The sequence below is a fragment of the Nocardia sp. NPDC059764 genome, assembly GCF_042732555.1.
Lineage (GTDB): Bacteria > Actinomycetota > Actinomycetes > Mycobacteriales > Mycobacteriaceae > Nocardia.
In genome coordinates this window covers 1-21,268 of sequence record NZ_JBHWHH010000014.1, presented here as the reverse complement: position 1 = coordinate 21,268, position 21,268 = coordinate 1, and the positions used below count along the sequence as shown (strand labels likewise).

Genomic DNA, 21,268 nt, shown 5'->3' with positions numbered 1-21,268 from the left:
CGGATTCAGCTACCGCTGCCCGACACGGCCACGCTCGCCCCCAGGCCGATGATCATCACCCCGCCCGCGCCGCCGACCGCCTCCAGCCGCTTCGGCGAGCGCGCGAACCACTCCCGCGCCGAACCGGCCGCCAGCGCCCACACCGAGTCGGAGACCAGTGCGACGGCGATGAACACCAGCCCGAGGATCAGCATCTGCACCGGGACCGGGCCGGCGTGCGGGGCCACGAACTGCGGCAGCACCGCGGAGAAGAAGATGATCGCCTTCGGATTGGTGGCGCCCACCAGCATCGACTGCCGCAGCGCGCGGCCGGTGCCGACCGGCTCGGCCCGCGCCTGGAACGCCTCCCGCAGCGCGCGGCGATCCCGGATGGCCTGCACCCCGAGGTAGATGAGATAGAGCGCGCCCGCGAACTTCACGATCGCCAGCGCGATCGCGGACGCGGCCAGCAGCGTGCCCAGACCGGCCGCGACCAGCACCATGACGCCGAGGACGCCCAGGGAATGGCCGAGCACGGACAGCAGCGCGGCCCGCCGCCCGTAGGACAGCGCCCGGCCGATGACGAAAAGCACTCCGGGTCCGGGGATTACGATCAGTGCGACGGCCGCGATCAGAAACGCCACCAGATTCGTGACGGGAACCATCACCCCATCCTACGAAGCGGCGCAAGCGAAAAACGCGAGTTCGGAGCGGATCGCTCAGCCGCGCAACTCCTCCGGCAGCTGCTGCGGGTCCAGCAGCAGGCGCTTGGCGTCCGCGCCGCGCACCTTGATGGCCAGATCCAGATTGTCGGCGAGCAGCTTCCACTCGACCTCGTGGATGGCCTCGCGGGCGCGTTCGATGATGTTCAGGTCCCGGGTGCCCCAGGCGATGGGCATGGCGCTCACCGACTGCCACAGGTCGCCGACCGGGCCGGGGGCGCGGTCCACGCGCACGGTCACCGCCGGCACCCGTTCCCCGGCGCGGGCCCGGTGCCCGGGTAGGGACCGGACCGTGCGGGTCACCAGGGCGTAGCGCGGGCCGGGGGTGTTCGGCTTGGCCAGATCGACCAGGGCCAGCAGGGTGGCCCCGTTCCCGTGGGTCTCCGACACCACCGCGGGCACCAGGTCGCCCGCGGCGTAGAGCTTGTCCACCCGGCCGCGATGCGGCATCCAGTACCCGATGAACAGCGCGGTCACCGCGGCGGCCAGGAAGGCCACCGCCAGCAGCCAGGACCACGGATGGTTCACCCAGATCAGGAACGCGGTGCCCAGTCCGAGCGCGGCGGCGGCCGTGTATGCCCAGATACGGAGTCGCCGCAGGTACGCCACCACCTCGTTGACCGCCCGAGCATGGTCACGGTCCACCGCGAATTCGAAGCGCCGCACGTACGTCCCTCCCGCCTTATGGAGGCTCTTCCTCCACTTATCCTATCGTCGGACCCAGCAGGTCGTCCGCATCGGTGATGCGATAGGCATACCCCTGCTCGGCCAGGAAACGCTGCCGGTGCGCGGCATACTCGGCGTCCAGCGTGTCACGTGCGACCACGGAATAGAAGTGAGCCTGGCCCCCGTCGTGTTTCGGCCGCAACAGCCGCCCGAGCCGCTGCGCCTCCTCCTGCCGCGACCCGAAGGTGCCCGAAACCTGCACCGCCACCGAGGCTTCCGGCAGGTCGATGGAGAAGTTGGCCACCTTCGACACCACCAGCACCGGGATCTCGCCGCGGCGGAAGGCGTCGAACAGCTCCTCGCGCTCCTTGGTGCGGGTGGAACCCTGGATGACCGGGGCGTTCAGGTGTTCGCCCAGCTCGTCCAGCTGATCCAGGTAGGCCCCGATCACCAGGCTCGGCGCGTCCTTGTGCCGGGCCAGGATCGACTCCACCACCGGCAGTTTGGTGCGCGCGGTGGAGCACAGCTTGTAGCGCTCCTCCGGCTCGGCGGTGGCGTAGGCCATGCGCTCGGCATCGGTCAGCGTGACCCGCACCTCGACGCAGTCCGCGGGCGCGATCCAGCCCTGCGACTCGATGTCCTTCCACGGTGCGTCGTAGCGCTTCGGACCGATCAGCGAGAACACGTCGCCCTCGCGGCCGTCCTCGCGCACCAGGGTGGCGGTCAGCCCGAGCCGGCGGCGCGACTGCAGATCCGCGGTCATCCGGAAGACCGGGGCGGGCAGCAGGTGCACCTCGTCGTAGATGACCAGGCCCCAGTCGCGGCTGTCGAACAGCTCGAGGTGGCGGTACTCGCCCTTGGTCTTGCGCGTGATCACCTGATAGGTGGCGATGGTGACCGGACGGATCTCCTTGCGCTCTCCGGAGTATTCGCCGATCTCGTCCTCGGTCAGCGAGGTGCGGGCCAGCAGCTCGCGCCGCCACTGCCGCCCGGCCACCGTATTGGTGACCAGGATCAGCGTGGTGGCCTTGGCCTTCGCCATCGCCGCCGCGCCCACCATGGTCTTGCCCGCGCCGCACGGCAGCACCACCACACCGGAGCCGCCCGCCCAGAACGACTCCGCGGCCAGTTCCTGATAGTCGCGCAGATGCCAGTCGCTGGACTGGTAGTCCAGGTCGATCTGGTGCGCCTCGCCGTCGACGTAGCCGGCCAGGTCCTCGGCGGGCCAGCCGACCTTGAGCAGCATCTGCTTGATGCGGCCGCGCTCGGACGGATGCACGATCACCGTGTCGTCGTCGATGCGCGCGCCCAGCATCGGCTGAATCTTCTTGTGCCGCAGGATTTCCTCCAGCACCGCGCGATCCAGGCTGACCAGGACCAGCCCGTGCGCCGGATGCTTCATCAACTGCAGCCGCCCGTAGCGGGCCATGGTGTCGACGATGTCGACCAGCAGCGGCTGCGGCACCGCGTACCGGCTGAAGCTGACCAGTGCGTCGACCACCTGCTCGGCGTCGTGCCCGGCGGCCCGCGCGTTCCACAGCGCGAGCGGCGTCACCCGATAGGTGTGCACGTGCTCGGGCGCGCGTTCGAGCTCCGCGAACGGCGCGATGGCCTGCCTCGCCGCCCCGGCCGACTCATGATCGACCTCCAGCAGCAGCGTTTTGTCACTCTGCACGATGAGTGGACCGTCGGTCACGAACACCTCCTGGCTTGATCGGGGCCCGAACGGGCCTTGACCATTCTCCAGGAAGTCACCGACAAAGCCACGTGACCTGCGTCCCGTGCCCGGATCGGTGGTCGAGCATGCCCCTGACCGGGCCCATCCGTCGCACCGGATTCGGTGAAAACGGTCAAGCCCAGACTTCTGGTGGCTACGATCACTCGAAAATTGGACGCTTGTCCATTTGGACGTTTGACCTGAGGGAACCGAAAAGAATGCAGAGACGCTGGACGCGCGGGCTGCTCGCCGCCGCCATCGCGGGCGGGATGATGGCCTCCGCGGTCGTCGCGGACGCCGCGCCCACCGCCACCTCGATCGGGCGGATCCACACCGACGGCTCGCACTTCGTGGACGACAGCGGCCGGGTCGTGCTGCTGCACGGGGTCAACAATGTCGACAAGGAACCGCCCTTCCTCCAGGCGGGGGACGGGCTCACCGTCACCGAGGACGACGCGGCGCTGCTCGCCCGCCACGGCTTCAACACCGTCCGGTTGGGCGTGTCCTTCGACGGGCTGATGCCGACCCAGGGCGTCGTCGACACCGCGTACCTGGATCGGGTCGCGGGCATCGTGGACACCCTGGCCGAGTACGGGATCCACACCGTGCTCGACAACCACCAGGACGGTTTGTCGAAGGTGTGGGGCGGCAACGGTTTTCCGGAGTGGTCTCTCCACGCTCGCCCGGGAGCGGGGGAGCCCAATCTCGGCTTCCCCCTCTACTACCTGATGCCCAGCATGAACGCCGGCTGGGACGAGGTGTGGAACAACTCCTACGGCGCCCTCGACTACCTCGGTCAGGCGCTCGGCGCGCTCGCCGCGAAGATGAGCGGCCACCCCGGCGCGATGGGCATCGAACTGCTCAACGAGCCGTGGCCGGGGAGCGCGTTCCTGTCCTGCTTCCCCAACGGCTGCCCGGGCTTCGACGTGAAATACCAAGCGGCCATGCAGAAGCTGACCGACGCGGTGCGCGGGAGCAATGGCGACCTCATGGTGCTGTGGGAGCCCAACGTCACCTGGAACGAGACCATGCCCAGCAACCTGGGCAAGAATCCGCCGATCAGCGCGCCGAACATCGCGTTCGCGCCGCACGACTACTGCATGCCCAGCCAGATGGCCATCTATATGGGCCTGCCCACCTTCCTGCGCGGTCTGTGCCCGCTGCAGCAGGACAAGACCTGGGGCAATATCGACGCCCTCACCGCGCGCACCCAATTGCCCACGCTGGTCACCGAATTCGGCGACGGCGACGCGACGGTGCTGCGGAATACCCTGGTCCGCGCGGACGAGCGGTTCGCGAGCTGGCAGTACTGGCACTACTCCTCGCGCTTCGGGGCGGGCGGCCCGAAGCCGGATCCGTTCCTCGGGGACGTCGGCAAGCAACTGGTGCGCACCTATCCGCGGGCGACCGCGGGCACGCCCGGGCGGATGATCTTCGATCCGGACACCGGTGACTTCGCCTACCGCTACACCCCGCGCGCGGGAAGCACGGAGATCTACGCCTCGGACGTCCACTATCCGGACGGCTACGCGGTGCGGGTCGAGGGCGGCCACGTGACCTCCACGCCGGGTGCGCGGGTGGTGACGGTGGAGGCCGACGCGTCGACGCCGGTGACCGTGTACGTCAACCGTCCGGGGTCGAAGGGCGCGACCGTGCCCACCGGTCCGATCGGGACGGGTTCGGCCAGTGGGTCGGCGAGCGGTTCGGCGGGCAGCGGCTCAGCGAGCGGCTCTGCGGATTCCGGGTCGGGCAGCGGATCGGGATCCGGTTCGGCACAATGATGCGCGAAAGCTATTGCCCCGCTTGTGTAACGAGTGGGGCACGGATATCGACACACGGCAAAGGGGCGCTGTTGGTCGCGCGCCCAGTTTTGTCGATCGAGAGGTAACCCATGTTGTATTTCGGCCTGCCGATGCTCAGCACCCTGCCCACCCTGCTCGTGAACCTCTCGTGGCTGGGTATGCGCGGATTGTCCATGCTGCCGCACTGAGTCGCGGGCACTGATCGGTGATGCCGTCCGGATATAACCCGGCGTCGGATGCGGGTCCGGGCGGCACACAGGTATTCTCACCGCGTTCACAGCAGTGAGCGGTTCGGTGAGAAAGGTTTTCGCTAGTGAAGTTCGCAGGAACGAGGCCGTTGATGCGCCTCGTGCTCGCCCTCGTGGCGGTGGCCGTGGCCGTATTCGCCGTCTCCGGCTGTTCGGCGCTCCAGAACGCCAGCAAGTCCGACACCGCCAAGTCCAAGGTCGGTGACTGCATCAATGTGATCGAGGGCTCGGCCACCGACTCCAAGACCGCGCCCGTCGACTGCTCCGACCAGAAGGCGGTCTACAAGGTCGCCGCGGTCGCGGACAAGAAGACCGACTGCAAGGAAGAGCAGACCTCCTACGAGGAGACCCTCAACGGCGGCACCACGGCCTTCCTGTGCCTGAGCCCCAACTTCAAGAAGGGCTCCTGCTACAACGAGAGCCAGACCACCGGCTACAAGTTCGTGGCGTGCACGGCTCCGGAAGCCTCGTTCAAGGTGATCGACCGGATCGACGGCCAGGCCGACGAATTCGCCTGCGACCCGAGCACCGCGATCGGGTTCCGCATCGTCCCCGATCCGAAGACTACCTTCTGCCTGGGCAACCCCAAGGGGTAACCCAACTCTCGGGACCTGGAACCAGCCCGGTAACCGTCGGCATCACCAATGCCGTTCGGGTGCTGGGCTTTTCCTATTCCACCAGGGCGACCGAGGCGATGCGGTGCAGGGTGAAGTGGCGGACCGCGCCGGTGACCGGGTCCAGGGCGTCGAGCTGCCCGCCGCCGACCTTGAGGGGTTCGACCACGCGCTGTGAGGCGACGCCCTGGGCATCCACGTAGCCGATGTGGACGCGGCGGCGGGTGCGGGCGGCGAGCTGGAGCAGGTTGAGGGTGGCCTGGGTGCTGGTGCGGGAGCCGTCGGAGCGAACCGTCTGCCCGGCCCGGGCATTCGCGGCGCGCTCACTCGCGCGCAGCTCGGCCACCAGGGATCGCAGCTGGTCGGTGCTGGGCGGGTTGGGCCGCCAGTTCGGGTGCGGGCGCTGCCGGGCCGGCAGGCGCGCCCCCCGCGGCCGCAGGTCCACGATGGCGCCCGCGGAATCCTCGCCCGCGGGGCTGAATCCGGCGGCGCGCAAGCGTTCCAGCACCTCGCCCAGCGGGGCCTGGGAGATGGCGACCGTCGGGGCCACCGCGCGCAGGGCCAGCTCCCCGGCGACGGGCGCCGCCAGCACCTCGGCGAGCAGCGTGGGATCGTCACTGCGCACGAAGCTCTGGGCCATGCCCGCGCGCAGGCGGCCGTGGCGGCGGGCCACATCGTCGATGAGGTAGGTCAGCGACTGCGGGACCGGGGTGCGGGAGTGGGTGGTGAACAGGTGGTGCAGTTCCGCGGACGTGGCCCCGGCGTCCAGGGCGCGGCGCACCGAGGTCTCACTGATCCGGTACACCGTGGCCGCGCCCGCCGATTCGACGTCGGCGACCATGGCGATCCGGTCCTGCAGTTCGGGCACCAGCGGGCCCGGCGCGATGACCGTCAGATCCGCCTGCACCAGCACGTGATCCACCGGTTCGGGCAGCGCGATCGCCATCTCCGATTCGGCGTCCTCGGGACTGCCGTGCAGCAGGGCGCGCCCCGCGGAGGTGACCGCGCCGCGCGCCAGCAGTCCGAGCGCCTCGGCCTCGGAGAGGGTGGCGCGCACCGCCTCCAGCCGGTAGTGGCGGCGCCGGCGCGGTTCCCGCCAGGCCAGGATGCGACCCAGGTCGGCGGCGGAAACCTCGGTGCCGGGCGGGAATTCGGCCAGCAGGCCCAGGACGGCGTGCCGGTCGCGGACCGCGTACACGGTGCGCAGCTCCGCCGAGAGCGCCGCCAGGGGTTTGTCATTGGCGTCGCGCAGCCCGATCATCCACGGCAGCCGGTCCAGTTCCAGCCAGGCCTGCGCCAGCACCGCCCACCGGCGCGACGGCACCACGGCGAGCCAGGCGTCGGAGGTGGTGGTCGGCGTCCAGAAGTCGTCGGCGCCGTCGCCGTCGGGCGCGGGTTCGGGGGTGCCCTTGTCGATCAGGCGGGCGGCGGCCAGGATCTCGGCGAGCAGGCCGAGCCGGTCCTCGTCGATGCCGGTCTGCTTGGCGACCCGGCGCAGCTCGCGGACCCCGAGGCCGCCCGAGCGCAGCACCGGGGCGGGCGCGCGACCGAGCACCTCCAGCACGGAGGCGCTGTGCCGCAACAGTTCCCCCACCTCGCCCGCCGCCACCGCGTTGATGTCGGTGGGGACGTGCTTGGTGGTGTCGGGGTGCGGGACCGCGAGCGCGTGCGGATCGGTGACCGGTTCGTTGCGCAGCACCTGCCCGACCGAGACCGGCAGCTCCACGGTCTCCTCGTCGATCCAGTTGAGCAGGCGATGCGCCAGCAGCCGCTGGACCGGACGGTCGTCGGGGGTGCCGGGCGCGGCGTCGCGGGTGCGGCCGCGCGGGCCGGTGCTCGCCAGCTTCTCCAGCAGCGCGCGTTCCTGCGGCGTGGCCGCGGCCAGGGCGGCGGTGATCTCGGGCTCGGTGAGCGAGTCCGGCAATTCGGTGGTGCTGCCCAGCGGCCAGGGCAGGGCCTCCTGCGCGGCCGGTGACACCCGCAGGGCGGTGTCGGGGCCCCAGACCAGGGCGCGGGCGCGCAGCTTGGCCAGCGCGGCGTTCACGGGCGCGGCGGGCACCCGGTCCGAGAGCAGCTTGCGCAGCGTCTTGGCGGGCAGGGGAGCGCCGTGGCGGCTGTCCCCGGCTCCTTGCACCACAAGGGTTTCGATGATGGCGAAGTCGAGGGTGTTCAGCTCGTCGCCCGCGCGCAGCACCGAGGCGCGCTGTTCGGTGCGGGCGGCCAGCACGGCCATCGAGGCGGGCAGCGGGACGGCCAGGTCGGGGCGCAGCTCCAGCAGGGTCACGAGTTCGTCGTCGCCGCGCTTGGAAAGCCACTCGGCCAGCGTCAGATCCGTGGATTTGGCGGATTTCGCGGGCTTGGCCATGGAATCGGCGGGCGCGTCCGGGTCGCCCGTCGGGGTGGGGGTTTCGGTCACTTCACCCGATCCGTCGGGGAGTGCGGGCGCGGTTCAGCGACCGCCGCGGCCACCAGGCGGTAGACAGGGCCTGGAGTCGTACGCGCGGCGGTCGCCCGGGAACGAGCGCCGTCAACCGCATATCGGTCGGTACGACGGATCAGCGGTTGACGATGGTGTGCGGGTGCACGTAGGGCAGCTGCTCGACCGGCAGCGGGAACTCCATGTCCTCGCCGTAGGGGGAGAGTCCACCGGAGCGGGTCGAGGAGAGCTCGGTGACCGCGTGATCGCCGTTGGTCTCGGGCCAGCCGTTGTCCACATAGGGTTTGTTCGATTTGTTCACCACGTCGCTCATTCTGGCATGAGCACCCCCGAGCCGCCCTCCCCGGCACTGTGTCTGATTGCCTCCGCTTCGCTGCGGCGTGTTCGAGACCCTGTTACCTCGGCCTTCCCTTCTCCGCTTCGCTCCCCCGCTCCAAGCGCGGGGAGGCGGAGCGCAGTCCAGACCGAGGTGGGCCTCGAACGCGTGGGGAATCCGGCTGCGGGAACGACGAAGGCCCCCATCGTCATCGATGGGGGCCTTCGGAGGGAACAGGGCTGCCTACTGGGGCAGCAGGCCCTTGTTCGCCTGGAAGAAGTTCACGACGCCCGGATCGAGCTGGGTGCCATTGGCCTTGGTGGCGTTGAGGAAATCCAGTGCGGGCTGTGGGATCTGAATGCCCTGCTGCTGGGCGACCGCGATGGCGCGGTCCACGGCCTGGAAGACCTCCTGCGTGCCGTTCGTGGCGCCGCCGGGGCCGGCCTGCTGCGGGGCCCACTGCGGGACGTCGGACGCGGCGGGCGCGGGGGCCGTACGCGGGGTAGCGGAGCTGGAGAGGCCGAGGCTCGAGGAGCAGGCGGGCCATGCGCCCCAACCCTGCGTGGCGAGGACCTTCTCGGCGACCGCGATCTGCTGTTCACGGCTGGCCTGGTTGGCGGTCGCGGCGTACTCGCCGCCGCCGTGGGCGGTCCAGGTGCCGGGGGAGAACTGCAGTCCGCCCTGGAAACCGTTGCCGGTGTTGATGCCCCAGTTACCGCCGGCTTCGCACTGCGCGAGCTTGTCCCAGTCGGAGTCGGGTGCCGCGCTGGCGTTTCCTGCCATGGCCACTCCCGCGCCGCCGAGAGCGATGCCGGTCAGGGCAACCTTGGCGACAGTGCGGCCGGTGTTGGTCGGCTTGCGATGGCGTCCACTCATTTTCGGGTCTTTCCTCTCGTACGCGCCTGCGAGACCGACTACCGGGGTCGGACTGAGAGGTCGTCCGGCCCGGCGCACTGGCTGTGCGCTATGCCTCGTCTTCGCCCCTTGGTTCCAGTTGGGGGTCCGTACCCGCGGGGCGAAGTTCGGTGCGGCGGGCCGGTGGCGCCGGGCTGACCCGGCTCGGAGAACATTACGACGCCCGCAGCGAAAAATCACCATTTGATAACCGTCGTGTTCGTCGGGTCATTTACCGGCGCAACGGGTTCCATCCGGCGTCTGTGCTGGTGGTCACGGCGAGTCTCGGTCGATAGGGGTCTGTCACCACTCTGTGACCGTCTCGTTATGTGACGAAGATCACAGGAATGGCCGGGTAACGAACTGGGCAATCTCAGCGCGTCCGGCGCCCCGACCACAGCGCGTAGACGATCGACAGCAGGAAACCCAGCGGCGCGCACATGGCGAGCAGGTACAGCCACACCGCCGGCTTCGAATCGGTCAGCAGCCCGACGCCGAAGATGGCGAAGACCGCCAGCAATCCGATCGCGAACAGTCCCATGGCGATGTAGAGCAGCCAGCTCGCGGAACGGCGAGGGGCCTGCTCGGAAGAAGTGTCGGACACCTCTCGACCGTAAAACTGATGTGCTCGGGCTATACGCACCGGGGTAGACTCGGAGTTCAGTCGCGTCCTGCATAGCTGTGTGGGGCGCGTTCTTTTGCCCGGTTGCTCCGGGCTGGAATGACGAACGGGTGAGCGCAGTGCCGACCGGCAAGGTGAAGTGGTACGACGTCGAAAAGGGCTTCGGCTTCCTGTCCCAGGATGAGGGAGAAGACGTCTATGTTCGATCGTCGGCGCTGCCCGACGGTGTCGAGGCGCTGAAGCCGGGTCAGCGCGTCGAGTTCGGGATGGCCGCGGGTCGCCGTGGCCCGCAGGCGCTTTCGCTGAAGCTGCTGGAGACCCCCACCCTGCGCGAGGAGCGCGGCGGCCGGGGCGAGCGCGGTGGCCGCGGCGGCCGCACCGACGGCGCCCCCGTCAACCGGAAGTCGCCGGACGAGCTGCACGGCCTCATCGAGGACATGATCACGCTGCTGGAGACCAAGGTGCAGCCGGACCTGCGTCGCGGCAAGTACCCGGACCGCAAGACCGCCCAGCGCATCGCCGAAGTGGTGCGCGGCGTGGCGCGCGAGCTCGACCACTAGGTCGCCCGCGCTCGAAACGGCAATCGGGCCTCGGTGATTCGATCACCGGGGCCCGATTCACGTTGGGGCGGACCCGGTTTCCCGGGTCCGGCCGAGCTCAGCTGAAGAGCGCGGGATCGAACGCGGGGGTGTGCACCGCCCAGATGCCGCGGGAGATGACGCCCTCGTTGCCGGCCTCGTCGCGCGCCGGAATGGGCAGATGCAGCTCCATGATGGCCAGCTTCACGCCCTCGTTGGCGGGGGTCTTGATGGTCAGCGTGCGCGGCTTGTCCCACTTGGAGTCCTGGTCGCGCTCCGGCTTGCCGGACAGCTTCCACGGCTCCTTGTAGGTGAGGATCTCGGCGTCGGCCTTGTTGTTCGGCAGGCGGTAGCCGATCAGCAGCTCCCAGGGGGCGTCGACGATCTCCTTGGGCAGCGACAGCTGGATGGTGGAGCCGGGCGGCACGTCGAGGTCGGAGACCGCCTCGGTGGTGTTGCACTTGCCCATCGAGAGGCGTTCCTTGGAGACCTCGAGGTCGCAGTACAGGAAGGGTTCGACCGTCACGGACTTGCCGTGCGCGTACGCGGTGATCGCGGGCTCGGACTTGTCGGTGTGGCGGGCGATGACCACGATCGCGGCGAAGTAGGCCACGGCCACCACGGCTAGAACCGCCAGCAGAGCGATGATCGTGCGGGCTTTGGGTTGGCTCACCGGGTTTCCTGTCCGTTACTGGGTGCGTTCCCCGCGCCGTGCGCACCGGGGATCTCCTGCTTGGCGTGCTGAGGTCGGTTACCGCCCAAACCGGGCAGCAGCGAATGACCACGGTAGCTGACCACGGTCTGGATCAAGCCCAGCGCCATGATGACCGAGACCACGGCGAACCCCTTCCACCACATGGTCGGCATCCACAGGGTGGGCAGCAGGACGCCCAGCGCGCCGCCGAAGACCCACGCCAGCTGCAGGACGGTCTCGGAGCGGCCGAAACCGGACGCGACCGATTCCGGGGGCAGATCGTCCTGGATGGAGGCGTCCAGTGACACCTTGGCCAGCGCGCTCGCGCCCGCCGCGATCAGCGTGGCGAGCGCCGCGCCCAGCAGGCTGTCCAGGAACGCCGCGGCGACGGCGACGGTGACGCAGGCGACGGTGCAGATCAGCACGATCAGCTGGGGGCGGCCGAGTTTCATGCGGGCGCCCGTCGCATTGCCCGCGAAATTGCCGATGGCGGCGGCCGCGCCGACGATGCCCAGCATGGCGATCTGCTGCACGCCGTGCTTGTCGGTGGCCTTGACCACGAACGCCACATAGAAGGTGAGGAAGCCGGTCAGCACGCGCACCGTGCTGTTGCCCCACAGGCCGGTCACCACCGAACGGCCCAGCGGCTGACGGCGTTTGGTGGGCGGCACGTCCCCGGCCCGGCTCGGGTCCAGCACCTCGGTGCGGGAGTCATCGCCGTGGTAGCCGAGGGTGGCCGGCACCTCGCCCTCGGTGTTCTCCACCCAGGCCGGGATGCGCAGGCTCAGGAACATGCCGGCGGCGGCCAGCGCGGCCGCGAACAGCAGCGCGCCGGTCGAGCCGGTCACCTTGGCGATCAGCGCGGCCACGCCGCCCGCGCACAGGGTGCCGCCGACCAGTCCGAAGACGGTGAGGCGAGAGTTGGTGCGCACCAGGTCGATTCCCGGCGGCAGCACGCGCGGGGTGACCGCGGACTTCAGCACCGAGAACGACTTGCTGAGCACCATCATGCACAGGGCCAGCGGGTACAGCGCCCAGTTGTCGATATTGAAGATCAGCAGTCCGGCCACCAGCACGCGGATCGCGAAGGAACCCGCCAGCGCGATCCGGCGGCCGTGCTGCAGGCGGTCCAGCATCGGGCCGATCACCGGTGCGATGACCGCGAACGGGGCGATGGTGATCACCAGGTACAGCGCCACCTTGGTGACCGACTCCGCGGTCGCGCTGGCGAAGAACAACGTATTGGCCAGGGCCACCGCGATGGCGGCGTCGGTCGCGAAGTTCGCCATGGTGGCGTACACGAGCGCGGTGAGGCCGGACTCCTCCGCGCCGTCGGCCTTGGCGGCGCGCTGGAAGGTCGCGAAACCGCTCTGCGTCAGTTCGATGCTGCGGCGCGCCGCGACCCGGGTGACGGTCAGCTTCCGGGGCGGCTTGTGGAGCCCGCCGCTGTCGTGGGCGTCCGGGTTGCCACCGGGCGAAAGCTGCTGCGTATGAGCAGTTTCCGAGGACTCGGCGGCGGTGTCGCGGCCTTCCGGTCCGGGCGCGCCCGCGGGTTTCGGGTCGTGGCGGTGCGGCGCGTGCCCGCGTGGCGAGTTCTCGGCCTCCTGGGCATGTCCCGAGGCGGGGTCGTAGCGCACGCGCCGGGTGGTGTTGAAGTCGTGCGGCTGCTGCCACATCTGCGGCTCGTCCCCGGTTCCGCGGGACGGCTGGGTCTCGTAGGGCCGGGTCGGCGGGTTGTCACCGGAATCGGATTTGCCGTGGCGGCGCTGCGCCCAGCGCGAGATCCGGGCCTCCGGTTCGCGCGGTGCGTCGCCGCCGCGGTCGCGCGCGGGTTCGCTGCGCACTCCCGAGGACGGTTCGGGGGGTCGGGTGGGTGCGCGCCGGGTGAGGAATTCCGGCACGTCGTCCTGGTCGCGCGGCGGCGCGGGCCGCCGCCCGGCGCGGTTCGCGGGCGGATAGCGGTCGTACCCCGGATGCCGTTCGATCATGGGTGAGTCCTCGTCGCCCCAGCGACCGGGATCGGCACCGGGGTCACGGGGGGCAGTCACGCCCCCAATTCTTGCAGTGCCGTCGGCGTGCGGCTGCACTACCGCCGGTGTGGGACGCCACAAGTTGGAGAGACCGGTCGTTTTTGGCGGGTCAGGCGGGAATGAACCGGACTTCGTAGGAGGTGGGCCACTTCTTGCCGGTGAGCAGGAAGCGATCGGTGCCGGGCAGGTGGGCGATGCCGTTGAGCACGTCCGTGTCGGGGGTGCGGGCGCTGCCGGGCAGCAGACCTGAGGCGTCGATGCTCGCCAGCACGTCACCGGTGTCGAGGTCGATGCGCAGGATGGTGTCGGTGGCCCAGGTGTTGGCGTAGACGGAACCGTCCGGGGCGCAATCCAGTTCGTTGAGGCGAGCGTTCTTGTGGCTGGTGAGCGTGACAGTCCCGGTGACGGCGAAGGTCCGCGGATCGCGGAAGGTCAGGGTGGAGCTCCCATCGCTCATGACCACGCGATCACCGCGCGTGCACAGCCCCCAGCCCTCGCCGTCGAAGCGGGCGGTGCGGATCTCGGCCAGGGTGGCCGGGTTTCGGGCGATGGCGAGCCCGTCCTTCCAGGTGAGCTGCCAGAGCAGGTCCCCGGCGCGGGTGATGCCTTCTCCGAAGAGCGGGGCGGGCAGCTCGGCGCGGGCGAGTTCGGCCCCGGTGTTCAGGTCGGTGGACACGACGGACGAGTGGCCGGAGAGTCCGGAGCCCTCATAAAGAACCGACCCGTCCGCTTCCAATCCCTCGGTGAACGCGCCCGGGTCGTGCGGCCGTGTCGCGACCACTTCGACACGCCACTTCGGCGTGTTGTCGGCGCTGGTGCAGCCGGTGATGGTCCCGGCCAGGGCCAGGGCCGTGGACAGCGTGATCGTGGCGGCCGCTACCGGTGCACGGCGTTTGCGCTCCATACGGCAAAATGTAGGGCGTGAGCGCGGTTGGAGTTTCGGAGTCCGGTGTGCGGCCGATCCTGGCGGAGGCGGTCCAGCTGGCCCGCCGTGCGCTGCTGGATCTGGAGCCGGTCGGCGTGGGCGCGCATCTGGGCGTGACGGGCGAGGACGAATCCTCGGCCACCCATCGGTTCGAGGCCACCCTGCCCGGCTATCACGGCTGGCAGTGGGCGGTCGTGGTGGCGGCCCCGCCGGAGGCGACGGTCGCCACCGTCAGCGAGTCGGCCCTGCTGCCCGGCCCGGACGCCCTGGTGGCGCCCGACTTCATCCCGTGGGATCAGCGCATCCGCCCCGGCGATCTCGCCCCCGGTGACCTGCTGGCCCCGCCCGCGAACGACCCGCGCCTGGTGCCCGGCTACGTCGCCACCGGCGACCCGGCCGTCGACGAGGTCGCGCTCGAGATCGGCCTCGGCCGCCCCCGGGTGCTGTCCCGCGAGGGCCGCGAGGAGGCCGCCGACCGCTGGTTCTCCGAATTCGGCCCCGACACCGACATGGCCCGTTCCGCGCCGTCCACCTGCGGCCGCTGCGGTTTCTACCTCCCCCTCGCCGGTTCCCTGCGCGCCGCCTTCGGCGTGTGCGGCAATGCCATGGGCGCTGACGGGCATGTCGTGCACGTGGCCTACGGCTGCGGCGCGCACTCGGACGTGGAACTGCCCACCGGCAACGGCTCCCCGCTGTACGAGGCGTACGACGACGCCGCCGTGGAACTGATCCCGCTGGCCGAACTCCGCCCGGAAACCGCCTCCGCCGAGAGCGAATCCGGCGAAACCGGCGCGACCGAGGGTGCGGAAAGGGTTGTGGCCGAAGCCGAATCGGACGCCGCCGAAACGCAGACCCCGACCGAGTCCGCCGATGTGGCGGCCGGTGTGGTGGACGCCGATGTCGAGGTGACCGAGGTCGCCGTCGCGGAGGGCGAGACCGCCGCGGCGGGGGAGACCGAGGCCGAGCAGGCCGATCCCGGCGTGTTCGAGTCGGCCGATCCGGACGCGGTGTACGACGACGCGTGGGCGGTGACCGCGGTGTCGGTGGAACCCGAGACCGGGTCGGCGGAGTCGCGCTGAGCCCGGTCGCGGAAGTTCCCGGCAACGCTGGATTTCGGTGGATCGCGCCGGATCCTGTGTAATACCCCGGATGCTTGGCCTTGGCGTGCCAACAACCGCTTTCGGGAAAGGGCGTAGGGCGTGGTCGCGACCGAATTCGAGGATCCGTTCGGCACGGCGGAATTGCGCGCCGGAGTGGTGGCCGCCTGGCGCGGCTCGCCCACCCGGTTGCGCGAGGACGCCGCCACCGAGGCGGATCTGGTGCGGGCCGGATACCGGGACCGGCTGCTGACCGAGCTGGCCCAGAACGCCGCCGACGCGGCGGTGAAGGCCGGGGTGCCCGGCCGGATCGCGGTATGGCTGGACGGCCGTACCCTGCACATCGCCAACAGCGGTGCGCCGCTGGACGTCTCGGGCGTGCACGCGCTGACCGCCCTACGCGCCTCCGGGAAGACCGAGGGCGCGGCCGTCGGGCAGTTCGGGGTGGGTTTCACCGCGGTGCTGACCGTGTCCGACGAGGTGGATTTCCGGTCGACCAGCGGGTCGGTGCGGTTCTCCCGGGGCGAGACCTGGGCGCTGCTCGGTGTGCAGGGCATCGAGATCCCGGAGCAGTCCGGTGATTTCGAGCCGCCCGCGTTGCGCCTGGCCTGGGCCATCGCCGAGCGGCCCGCGGACGGCTTCGACAGCGAGATCGTGCTGCGCCTGCGCGAATCGGTGGACCCGGTCGAGCTGCTCGCCGAGATGCGCGCCGAGGCTCCCGACCTGCTGCTGGAACTGCCCGCCCTGACCAATATTCGGATCGGCGACGACGAGATCGCCAGCACCCGACGCGAACTGGAGGGCGGTCTCACCGAACTCCGGGTCACCGGCCCGAATTCCGATGAGCGCCTGTGGTGGCAATACCGCACCGAGCGCGCCCGCTGGCTGCTCCCGGTGCGTGACGGCCGCCCGGTCGCCACCCGCCCGGACGTGTTGCGCGCTCCCACCCGCTCGGACGAGGAACTCTCGCTCCCCGCGGTCCTCATCGCCGACATCGCCATGCAGCCCGACCGCCGCCGCCTGCTCCCGAGCGCCCGCCCGGCCGAGCTCGCGACCGACTACGCCGCCTTCGCGCGCGCCCTCCCGCCCCGCGACCGGCTGGTCCTGGTCCCCACCCCGGGCTTCGCCCGCAGTGAGACCGACGCCGTCCTGCGTGAAGCCCTCATCGCCGAACTCCGCGACAACGAGTGGCTGCCGGTCCTCACCGTCCACCAGGATGCCGAACCCGCGCTCGCCCCAGCGGATTTCGATGCGGCGCTCCTCGAACCGTCTCTCGCTCCAGAACCGGCTGGTAACCCGGAAGCCGGCGCTTCCACCCCGGACGCTGCTTCGGCCCAGGTGGCGAGCCCCGATGCCCCCGTGCCGTCGTCCAAGCCGCGCGCCGCTCGCCCCGCCGAGCCGGAGACGCTGCCGCTGTGGGACCTGCCCGAGGACGAATCGCCCTCCGAAGCCGTCGAACCCCATGACGCCATCGGCCCGCACGATGTGGTGGCCGGTTACGGCGCGGCCGAGTCCGGCGACCTGGCCGCCGCCGCGGATCTGGCCCGGGCCGCCGACCTGGCCGGGGTCGAGGACCTGACCGCGTCCACCGGCGCAGCCGAATTCGACCTCGGCGGGCTGGGGATGGCTGTGGATGAATCGCGCCCGGCCGGAATTCCGGCGGCCGGGGAGGTCCGGATCGGCGTCGCCTCGCCGCGGCGGGCCGGCGTTTTCATCGGCGTGACCACCGAATTGGCGGATCTGCTGGCGGAGATGACCGGACCGCTGGTGATTCCGGAGCTGTCGGGCCGCCTGTTCACCGACGCGCTGGCGGCCCTGGATGTGCACCGGATCGGCCTGGCCCGGATCGCGGAGCTGTCCGGCGGCCTGGAACGCGAACCGCAGTGGTGGTATTCGCTGTACGACGCCCTGGACTCGTTCGCGGTGGATCCGCTGTCGGTGGAGGAGCTGGGCGCGCTGGCGGTGCCGCTGGTGGACGGTCGGCTGGTGACGGGTCCGCGCACGGTGGTGCTGGATGACCGTCTGGAGCAGGCGATTCCGGTGCACTGGGCGCGGTTGGCGCATCCGGAGGCGGCGCACGAGCTGCTGGGCCGCCTGGGCGCGCGTCCGGCCACGCCGGAGGATCTGCTGAACGATCCGGGCCTGCAGGCGGTGCTGGAGGACGATCCCAGCGATCCCGACACCGTGGACGCGGTGCTGGGTCTGGCCGCGCATTCCCTGGCCGCGCCGGGCGCGTTGCCGTCCTGGCTCGGCTTGATCGAATTGCCGAACGTGGACGGCGAATTGACGCCCGCCGACGAACTGCTGCTGCCGGGCGCGCCGCTGGACCGGGTGCTGGTCGCGGATTCGCCGTTCTCCACCGTGGATTCCGCGGTCCTGGAGCGCTACGGCTCGGAAGCCTTGCGCGCCATCGGCGTCGGCTGGGGATTCACCCTGGTCGCCGAGTCCGATCCGACCGGCCCCGACCATCACCTCGACGATGAGGAGACCTGGTGGGAGAGCCTGGTCGAGGATCCGTCCGAGCTGGTGGCGGTCCGCGACCTGGACCTGGTGGACGACGCCGAATGGCCGGAGGCCCTGCGCCTGCTGCTGGCCGAGGAGAGCACCCGCCGCCTGGTCGCCGACCGCGACGGCTACACCGCGTGGTGGCTGCGGCACCACGCGCACATCGACGGCATTCCGCTGGGCCTGCTGCGCCATCCGGACGACACCTTGTTCGCGGGCCTGCTCCCGCAGCTGCCGGGCTTCGGCGCCCAGGACCTGGCGGTGCTGCGCAGTGTTCTCGCCGATCCGGAGGTGCTGACGCCCGCGCTCGCCGAGGAGCTGCTCGACGCGCTCGCCGATCCGGCGAGAGTGCCTACGCCCGAATCGATTTCGCAGACCTACCGTCGTTTGGCGGAAGCGCTGGACGCGGGCCGGCTGGACACCGGGGACCTGGTGCTGCCGGGTCAGGTGCGCGCGCTGAGCGGGGAGGTGATCCCGGCCGCCGACGCGCTGGTGCTCGATCGCCCGTGGTTCGGTCCGGCGCTGCCCGCGGATCGCCTGGTGGTCGGAGACATGGCGTGCGCGCGTCCGCTGGCCACGCTGCTGGACCTGCCGCTGGCCTCGGAGGCGGTGACGGCGGAGGTGGTGAGCACGGGTCGCGAGACCAGCTGGACCGCGGATCCGCTGGGTGTGCTGTTGCGCCTGCAGTTCGATATGCCGCTTCCGGCAGGCGATCTGGTGGTGCACGACGAATTGCGGGTCCGGTTGACCGGCGCGTTCGAGGCCACGGTCGAGGTGGCGTGGTGGCGCGAGGGCGATGTCACCCATGTGCAGGGACAGCCGCAGAACTTCTCGCGTCGCTGAGATCAGGTCCGGCGCGGGCGATCACGCTGCCCGCGCCGGAGGAGAAGGAGGGCCGAGTCAGGCCGCGTGGGCTGCCACGGTGGTGGCGAGGACGTCCAGTTGCTCACGGACGGCGGCGCTGTCGTTGTCGACCAGCCAGCGCAGCACGATGCCGTCGATGGTGGCGAGGATGAAACGGGACAGGGTGCCGACCGGAACGGTCCACTGGCAGTCGGTGGCCTCGCGCGCGTGCTCGAAGATGTCGGCGACCGTGGAGTCGTTGAAGGTGTACTGCTCGCGGGCGATGGCCAGTTTGGCGGGGGTCTGTTCCCCTTCGCGTAGCGCGTAGGTGGTGGTCTCGTAGGTGAGTAGTTGTCGTTCCGGGGTGGCTTCGATGTTGAGCCACATGAGTTCCAGGCCGGCGCGCACCAATTGTTGAAACGCGGCTTTTCCGGTTCCGACGTCCTGCCATACGGTTTCGTTGGCGTCGACGGAATCACGCAATTCCATCGAAAGCGCCTTGACCAGCTCGGTCATCAGCTGATCTTTGTTTTCGAAACAGTAATGCACCACACCGAGGGAAACACCGGCTGCCTGCGCGACATCGCGGGTGGTAACCCCGGCCACGCCCTTTTTTTCGGCAAGGCCGATGGCTGCCTCGATAAGGTGGGCCCGTCGTTCTTCGACGCTCAATCGGGAGGACACTCCAGGGAGTTAAGCGTCCGAGGCGCGTGCAGTCAATTCGCGGGCTACACAAGTTTGCCTGGCACGCCTGTTGGTCAGATGACCAGTTGCTTCCCCGCGCTAATCCAGACCGCGTTGTGCGCCTTTATCACCCCGACGCGCACTCCGCCGCTGAATCGCGAAGATGGTGTAGCCCAGCAGGCCGACGCCCAACCCCATCAGGCACACCGGACGCGCGGTCGCCCACGCGTCGTTCAGCCACACCGCGACCGTCGCGATCAGGAAACCGATGGCGCCCACCAGGAGTACGGGACGCGGATCGGTGAAGCGCGGTGGAATCTCCGGGACGGTCGGCGGGGTCACCCCCTCAGACTAGAGGGCGCGAGCCGTTTCGGTGACGCGCCGGGACGCTCGGCGCTGGACCAGGCGAACCGGCGACCCCCGCGCGGGCGTTCCCGTATCGTTTGCCTCTGTGACAACGCCTTCCGACATTCGAGCGCTCGCCGGTGAACTCTCGCTGGCGGTGGTGCGCTTGACTCGGCATCTGCGAGGCCGGCGGGCCGATGCCCAGATTTCGCTGACGCAGCTGTCCGCGCTCGCCACACTGAATCGGGAGGGCGCCATGACGCCGGGCGCGCTGGCCGCCAAGGAGCGGGTGCAGCCGCCGTCGATGACCCGGGTCATCGCCTCGCTGTCGGAAATGGATCTGGTGGAACGCAATCCGCACCCCACCGACGGACGGCAGATCATCGTGTCGCTGTCGGACGCGGGCCGGGCCTTGATAGCGGACGAGAATCAGGCCCGCGAGGCGTGGATGACCGATCAGCTCTCGCAGCTGACGCCCAGCCAGGTCGGCGTGCTCCGCGAAGCGGTCGGCATCATGAAGCAGATCGTCGACGAGTCGGAGTAAGGCGTACCGACTCGCCGGGGTGCCCCGGCGCCCTAGTAGCCGAAACGTCGGTCGCTGTCGACGATTTCGCGGCCCAGGGGGAACAACGAGACCGGGATCAGCTTGAGATTCGCCCAGGCGAACGGGATTCCGATGATGGTGACCGCGAGCGCGATGCTGGTCGTCAGGTGCCCCAGCGCCAGCCACCACCCGGCCACCACGATCCACACGATATTGCCGAGCATCGATCCCACACCCGCGTCCGGCTTCTCCACGGCTTCGCGGCCGAAGGGCCAGAGCACGAAATAGGCGATGCGGAACGACGCGATTCCCCACGGGATGGTGATGATCAGGATGCAGCAGATCAGCCCGGCGATCACATAGCCGATGGCCATCCAGAACCCGACCAGCACGAGCCACAGGATGTTCAGGATCAACTGGATCGGTTTCACGCTTCCAGCATGCCAGCGGGTGCGGGCCCGCACCACCGGGAAAACCCTGACTGATCGGTGGTGGCCCTGTCCGGTAACGGGTGAAACCCGGTGGATTTCCCGATTGATGAATCAGCTCACTGCTAATCTCTCGCTATCCAAGCTTTATCCAGTTCCAGGTGCTGTCTCGATTTTCGGAGAAAGCGTGGGCATACTTTGAGCAACGTTGAGCGACTATCGGTAGGCCTGACCGCGCTGGCCCTTGTCTCAACGGGCGGCCTGGCCGCGTGCAGTAGCGGCAATTCCTCCGGCCACCTCGACCACGACCGGGATGGTCTTCGTCAACGGCTACAGCAAGGCCGACGGCTGGGAGGTGACCGGCCTGGACTGGAAGACCGGTGAGACGGTGCACCGCACCATCTTCGGGCAGTCCAACCTCGGCAACGGCGCGTACGCCATCGTGGAGGGCTTCCCCAACGGCGATCTGCTGTTCAACAGCGTCGGCGGACCGTTCCGAGCGAAGATCACCGGTCGGTAGAGCATTCGGCCTCGTCCCAGGGCCGGGTGGGAGTCAGTGGCCGGGCGGCACCCTCGGG

Annotated in this window: 20 protein-coding genes; 7 read left to right on the top strand and 13 right to left on the bottom strand. The window is 69.8% G+C overall.

Annotated elements, in window-relative coordinates:
• Positions 1-5: 5 nt before the first annotated feature.
• From ACFV4K_RS05005 to ACFV4K_RS04995, 3 genes are read right to left on the bottom strand one after another with little or no spacing between them, the layout of a single operon-like run.
• A complete protein-coding gene (locus ACFV4K_RS05005; protein ID WP_379272181.1) occupies positions 6-644 on the bottom strand; it encodes a LysE family translocator in 639 nt (212 codons plus the stop codon).
• 54 nt (positions 645-698) lie between these two features.
• Positions 699-1,367: a DUF3239 domain-containing protein gene (locus ACFV4K_RS05000; protein WP_379272179.1), complete on the bottom strand. Its 669-nt coding sequence runs from the start codon at positions 1,365-1,367 to the stop codon at positions 699-701.
• Positions 1,368-1,404: 37 nt separating this feature from the next.
• A complete protein-coding gene (locus ACFV4K_RS04995) occupies positions 1,405-3,063 on the bottom strand; it encodes a DNA repair helicase XPB (RefSeq protein WP_357089502.1) in 1,659 nt (552 codons plus the stop codon).
• Between the two features lie 239 nt (positions 3,064-3,302).
• Between ACFV4K_RS04995 and ACFV4K_RS04990 the strand changes: the two genes are divergently transcribed.
• Both ACFV4K_RS04990 and ACFV4K_RS04985 read left to right on the top strand, forming a co-directional pair.
• Entirely contained in the window at positions 3,303-4,865 is a 1,563-nt protein-coding gene (locus ACFV4K_RS04990; RefSeq protein ID WP_379272177.1) for a cellulase family glycosylhydrolase, read from the top strand.
• Positions 4,866-5,226: 361 nt separating this feature from the next.
• On the top strand, positions 5,227-5,730 hold the full coding sequence (locus ACFV4K_RS04985) for a hypothetical protein (protein ID WP_379272175.1): 504 nt from the start codon (positions 5,227-5,229) through the stop codon (positions 5,728-5,730).
• Positions 5,731-5,803: 73 nt separating this feature from the next.
• Here ACFV4K_RS04985 and ACFV4K_RS04980 read toward each other — a convergent pair whose 3' ends face one another.
• The 4 genes from ACFV4K_RS04980 to ACFV4K_RS04965 form a co-directional block, all read right to left on the bottom strand.
• On the bottom strand, positions 5,804-8,113 hold the full coding sequence (locus ACFV4K_RS04980; RefSeq protein WP_379272233.1) for a helicase-associated domain-containing protein: 2,310 nt from the start codon (positions 8,111-8,113) through the stop codon (positions 5,804-5,806).
• Between the two features lie 190 nt (positions 8,114-8,303).
• The gene (locus ACFV4K_RS04975; protein ID WP_379272174.1) at positions 8,304-8,498 is read right to left on the bottom strand and encodes a hypothetical protein; all 195 of its coding nucleotides are present in this window, start codon (positions 8,496-8,498) and stop codon (positions 8,304-8,306) included.
• A 246-nt stretch (positions 8,499-8,744) separates the two neighbouring features.
• A complete protein-coding gene (locus ACFV4K_RS04970; protein WP_379272172.1) occupies positions 8,745-9,377 on the bottom strand; it encodes a transglycosylase family protein in 633 nt (210 codons plus the stop codon).
• Between the two features lie 391 nt (positions 9,378-9,768).
• Positions 9,769-9,999 carry a hypothetical protein gene (locus ACFV4K_RS04965; protein ID WP_379272170.1) on the bottom strand — a complete coding sequence of 77 codons (231 nt, stop codon included), beginning with the start codon at positions 9,997-9,999 and terminating at the stop codon, positions 9,769-9,771.
• Positions 10,000-10,136: 137 nt separating this feature from the next.
• Between ACFV4K_RS04965 and ACFV4K_RS04960 the strand changes: the two genes are divergently transcribed.
• The gene (locus ACFV4K_RS04960) at positions 10,137-10,577 is read left to right on the top strand and encodes a cold-shock protein (protein WP_357282822.1); all 441 of its coding nucleotides are present in this window, start codon (positions 10,137-10,139) and stop codon (positions 10,575-10,577) included.
• 97 nt (positions 10,578-10,674) lie between these two features.
• On the opposite strand, the gene ACFV4K_RS04955 is transcribed toward ACFV4K_RS04960, so the two are convergent.
• The 3 genes from ACFV4K_RS04955 to ACFV4K_RS04945 all read right to left on the bottom strand — a co-directional run bounded on the left by ACFV4K_RS04955 (position 10,675) and on the right by ACFV4K_RS04945 (position 14,223).
• Positions 10,675-11,268 (bottom strand): DUF2771 family protein, encoded by a 594-nt coding sequence (locus ACFV4K_RS04955; RefSeq protein WP_379272168.1) that lies wholly within the window; start codon positions 11,266-11,268, stop codon positions 10,675-10,677.
• Positions 11,265-12,965, bottom strand: coding sequence for an MFS transporter (locus tag ACFV4K_RS04950; protein WP_379272231.1), 1,701 nt, complete (start codon positions 12,963-12,965; stop codon positions 11,265-11,267). The genes ACFV4K_RS04955 and ACFV4K_RS04950 overlap by 4 nt, the downstream gene beginning before the upstream one ends.
• Positions 12,966-13,428: 463 nt before the next feature.
• Entirely contained in the window at positions 13,429-14,223 is a 795-nt protein-coding gene (locus ACFV4K_RS04945; protein WP_379272166.1) for a glutaminyl-peptide cyclotransferase, read from the bottom strand.
• 17 nt (positions 14,224-14,240) lie between these two features.
• Here ACFV4K_RS04945 and ACFV4K_RS04940 point away from each other — a divergent pair, with 17 nt between their 5' ends.
• Positions 14,241-15,323 (top strand): DUF3027 domain-containing protein, encoded by a 1,083-nt coding sequence (locus ACFV4K_RS04940; protein ID WP_379272165.1) that lies wholly within the window; start codon positions 14,241-14,243, stop codon positions 15,321-15,323.
• A 120-nt stretch (positions 15,324-15,443) separates the two neighbouring features.
• The gene (locus ACFV4K_RS04935) at positions 15,444-18,689 is read left to right on the top strand and encodes a sacsin N-terminal ATP-binding-like domain-containing protein (RefSeq protein ID WP_379272163.1); all 3,246 of its coding nucleotides are present in this window, start codon (positions 15,444-15,446) and stop codon (positions 18,687-18,689) included.
• A gap of 57 nt (positions 18,690-18,746) precedes the next feature.
• On the opposite strand, the gene ACFV4K_RS04930 is transcribed toward ACFV4K_RS04935, so the two are convergent.
• A complete protein-coding gene (locus tag ACFV4K_RS04930; protein ID WP_379272161.1) occupies positions 18,747-19,361 on the bottom strand; it encodes a TetR/AcrR family transcriptional regulator in 615 nt (204 codons plus the stop codon).
• Between the two features lie 111 nt (positions 19,362-19,472).
• A complete protein-coding gene (locus ACFV4K_RS04925; RefSeq protein ID WP_379272159.1) occupies positions 19,473-19,715 on the bottom strand; it encodes a DUF2530 domain-containing protein in 243 nt (80 codons plus the stop codon).
• 109 nt (positions 19,716-19,824) lie between these two features.
• Between ACFV4K_RS04925 and ACFV4K_RS04920 the strand changes: the two genes are divergently transcribed.
• Positions 19,825-20,262 (top strand): MarR family transcriptional regulator, encoded by a 438-nt coding sequence (locus tag ACFV4K_RS04920; protein ID WP_357089467.1) that lies wholly within the window; start codon positions 19,825-19,827, stop codon positions 20,260-20,262.
• Positions 20,263-20,294: 32 nt separating this feature from the next.
• Here ACFV4K_RS04920 and ACFV4K_RS04915 read toward each other — a convergent pair whose 3' ends face one another.
• The gene (locus ACFV4K_RS04915; RefSeq protein WP_379272158.1) at positions 20,295-20,693 is read right to left on the bottom strand and encodes a YccF domain-containing protein; all 399 of its coding nucleotides are present in this window, start codon (positions 20,691-20,693) and stop codon (positions 20,295-20,297) included.
• Positions 20,694-21,003: 310 nt separating this feature from the next.
• Between ACFV4K_RS04915 and ACFV4K_RS04910 the strand changes: the two genes are divergently transcribed.
• A complete protein-coding gene (locus tag ACFV4K_RS04910; protein ID WP_379272157.1) occupies positions 21,004-21,210 on the top strand; it encodes a hypothetical protein in 207 nt (68 codons plus the stop codon).
• The last annotated feature ends 58 nt before the right edge of the window (positions 21,211-21,268 follow it).

Bases quoted from the DNA above. Each gene is read 5' to 3' on its own strand.
- ACFV4K_RS05005 (WP_379272181.1), bottom strand. From the start codon at position 644: ATGGTTCCCGTCACGAATCTGGTGGCGTTTCTGATCGCGGCCGTCGCA.
- ACFV4K_RS04975 (WP_379272174.1), bottom strand. From the start codon at position 8,498: ATGAGCGACGTGGTGAACAAATCGAACAAACCCTATGTGGACAACGGC.
- ACFV4K_RS04970 (WP_379272172.1), bottom strand. From the start codon at position 9,377: ATGAGTGGACGCCATCGCAAGCCGACCAACACCGGCCGCACTGTCGCC.
- ACFV4K_RS04945 (WP_379272166.1), bottom strand. From the start codon at position 14,223: ATGGAGCGCAAACGCCGTGCACCGGTAGCGGCCGCCACGATCACGCTG.
- ACFV4K_RS04950 (WP_379272231.1), bottom strand. From the start codon at position 12,965: ATGTGGCAGCAGCCGCACGACTTCAACACCACCCGGCGCGTGCGCTAC.
- ACFV4K_RS04980 (WP_379272233.1), bottom strand. From the start codon at position 8,113: ATGGCCAAGCCCGCGAAATCCGCCAAATCCACGGATCTGACGCTGGCC.
- ACFV4K_RS04910 (WP_379272157.1), top strand. From the start codon at position 21,004: ATGGTCTTCGTCAACGGCTACAGCAAGGCCGACGGCTGGGAGGTGACC.
- ACFV4K_RS04985 (WP_379272175.1), top strand. From the start codon at position 5,227: ATGCGCCTCGTGCTCGCCCTCGTGGCGGTGGCCGTGGCCGTATTCGCC.
- ACFV4K_RS04990 (WP_379272177.1), top strand. From the start codon at position 3,303: ATGCAGAGACGCTGGACGCGCGGGCTGCTCGCCGCCGCCATCGCGGGC.